The organism is Phyllobacterium sp. P5_D12 (genome assembly GCF_054049495.1).
The window spans coordinates 1-2,545 of the sequence record NZ_JBFUMG010000602.1 but is presented as its reverse complement, the minus strand read 5'-3'; the positions used below and the strand labels follow the sequence as shown (position 1 = coordinate 2,545).

Annotated in this window: 3 protein-coding genes; all 3 read left to right on the top strand. The window is 58.2% G+C overall.

All coding sequences use genetic code 11. The features are described from left to right. Positions 1-1,159: thiamine pyrophosphate-dependent enzyme (locus ACXJ5O_RS24090; protein ID WP_457302111.1), on the top strand; the 1,159-nt coding region annotated here is incomplete at its 5' end. Between the two features lie 33 nt (positions 1,160-1,192). Beyond that, positions 1,193-2,053: an NAD(P)-dependent oxidoreductase gene (locus ACXJ5O_RS24085; protein ID WP_457302110.1), complete on the top strand. Its 861-nt coding sequence runs from the start codon at positions 1,193-1,195 to the stop codon at positions 2,051-2,053. Positions 2,054-2,150: 97 nt separating this feature from the next. Further along, positions 2,151-2,545, top strand: a 395-nt coding sequence (locus tag ACXJ5O_RS24080) for a hypothetical protein (protein WP_457302109.1), incomplete at its 3' end; no start/stop codon positions are given.

The window sequence follows — 2,545 nt, the reverse complement described above, 5'->3', positions numbered from 1 at the left end:
GATCGCTCCTGAACCTRCCGCACTTGAAGAGGCTGCGGACCGCTTGGTTGCAGCGGATTGGCCTGTGCTGGTGCCGCAATTCGTCGGTCGCGACARGAACGGCTATTCGGACATGGTTGCCCTTGCCGAAACGCTGGGCGCCCCCGTCGCCGACACGCAATGGCGGCTTAATTTTCCAACCGAGCATCCACTCGATATGCGGATGAACCGGGACGTATTCAAACAGGCCGATCTCATTACTCTGCTCGACTGCCGGGACTGGGAGCGGCCAACGCACGAAAACGATCGTATCAATCGCACGTTGAAGCCGCTTTTCCTCGAGCATTGCGAGTGGCTGGATATCGGCTTTGCCGACATCGAGATTTCGAAATGGGCAACCGACTATCAGCGGTTTCCCGAATGTGCCCAGCGCGTGCTTGCCGATACGGCGCTTGCCCTGCCTGCACTGACATCGATCATTGGCAAGCGTGCCAAGGACGACGCGAAACTTGCTCGCAAGATTACGGAGCGTGGGCGGGCTGTTGCCGAATTGCATGACGCGCAGCGTGCGAAATGGCGTGAAGAGGCAAAAGTCGATTGGGATGCAAGCCCGATTACTTTGCCCCGGCTCGCCACCGAGGTGTGGGACAAGATCCAGCATGAGGACTGGGTTCTCACGACCAACGCATTCGAGGACTGGGCGCTGAAGCTCTGGGACTTCGATACGCCTTACCGCTGGCCCGGCAAGGCGCTCGGAACAGGAACACAGATCGGCATGGCGACAGGCGTGGCGCTTGCCCATCGCGGCACCGGGCGTCTCGTTGTCGATTGCCAGACCGATGGCGATTTGCTGTTCGATGTCGGTGCTCTTTGGTTTGCGGCAAAACACAAAGTGCCGTTCCTTTGCGTCATGCACAATAACCGCGCCTATTACAACGATTGGGAGCACCAGATCACCGTAGCGCGCCAGCGCGGAACGCCCGTCGAACGCGCCTATATCGGCATGGACATCATGGATCCGGCCCCGGACTTTTCCACGATAGCCCGCGGATTTGGCTGGTACGCCGAAGGTCCGATCGAAGATGCCAAGGACATCGCCAGTGCGCTTGACAGGGCGATCGCGCAGGTCAGGAGCGGCGTTCCCGCGCTCATCGACATCATCACTCAACATGCAGGGTGAACCGATGGAATATCGACCTATGGGGAGGCAGACATGAGGGTTGGAGTCGTGGGAGTGGGAGAGATGGGGCTGGCGATGGCGGGCCACATACTCGAACATGACATTGAAGTTGCTGTCTTCGACGTCAACCAGGAAAAGCTTGGAAAGGCTCGCGAGCGCGGCCTCGCAACGAAAGAAAGCCTGACCGAACTGGCTCAGGCGGCGGATGTGTTCATTCTCGTTGTGGCGACTGATCAGCAGGTGGTCGACGTTTCGCAGGAGCTGGCCGAAAAAGCCGCCGACGGAGCTATCATCGTCGTTGCCGCCACCATAAGCCCCGAGACGATGCTCCTGCTCGGACCGCAGATCGAAGCCAGGGGCAAGCGGCTCGTTGACGCGCCTGTCGTCTACGGAGCTTCAGGCGCCCGCGAGGGTACCCTGCTTTCGCTGTGCGGTGGTTCTGAAGAAGATATTGAGCGCATCCGGCTGGTCTTGATGAGCTACAGCCGCGACCTGATTCACGTTGGGCCACGCGGAGCCGGTCAGATTGCCAAATCCTGCAACAACCTCCTGCATTGGGTGCATTGTGTCGCCAACTTCGAGACGTTGCTGATCGCCAAGCGTTACGGGATCGATGCACAGCGAATGCGCGAAGTCCTCCTGCAATGCCCAGGAACCAACGGCACGCTCAGCCGGTGGGACAGCACGCGCTTCACCTGGCAGGAAAAGGATATGGACGTGACGCTGGACCTTGCCCAGAAGGGCGGCCTGATGCTGCCGCTTTCCGGACAAGTCGATCAGATCATCAAGACGTTGCACGCCGATGACGTCAAAGCTCTGCTGTATGGGCCGGAAGCAAGCTATCTCGGCAGGGTGGTTCGACCGCTGTCCTCGTCTGAAGGCGGGGTTGGCTGACGGGAAGATGGTTTTTCCGAAATGGCGATACCGAAGCCCCGGCCAGAAACGGATACTTCTCAATCAGGAATAGAAACGTAAATCGAGAGTGAGTTCTATGGCGACCAATGCTGAAAAAGCGACGACCCTTGGCTCCGAACCCGTTGCGGTTCAGGATCCGAACAATTCGAAATTTCTAGTTGATCCCTACAAGGATTGGTCGACGGGTGAGGGAATCCCTGTCCATTTTGATTTCGGCCATGATCTGCTCGAACTTGAGACAGGACCTTGGGATCGCTACGATGCTCGCGGTTGTTTTGCGCATACTGTAGGTATGGGCGACTTCATGGCCAACTATGTCATCGAGGTTTTGCCCGGGCGCAAGACCAGTCCCGTCAAGCACCTCTATGAAGCATTCTTCTTCGTGCTTGCTGGATATGGTTCGACGACAGTCTGGCTGCCGAACGGCGAAGTCCGGACCTTCGAATGGGGACCGAAGGCGCTGTTTGCCAT

What these genes read in the sequence shown, in the direction of transcription:
- ACXJ5O_RS24085 (WP_457302110.1), top strand. Translation starts at nt 1,193, where the DNA reads ATGAGGGTTGGAGTCGTGGGAGTGGGAGAGATGGGGCTGGCGATGGCG.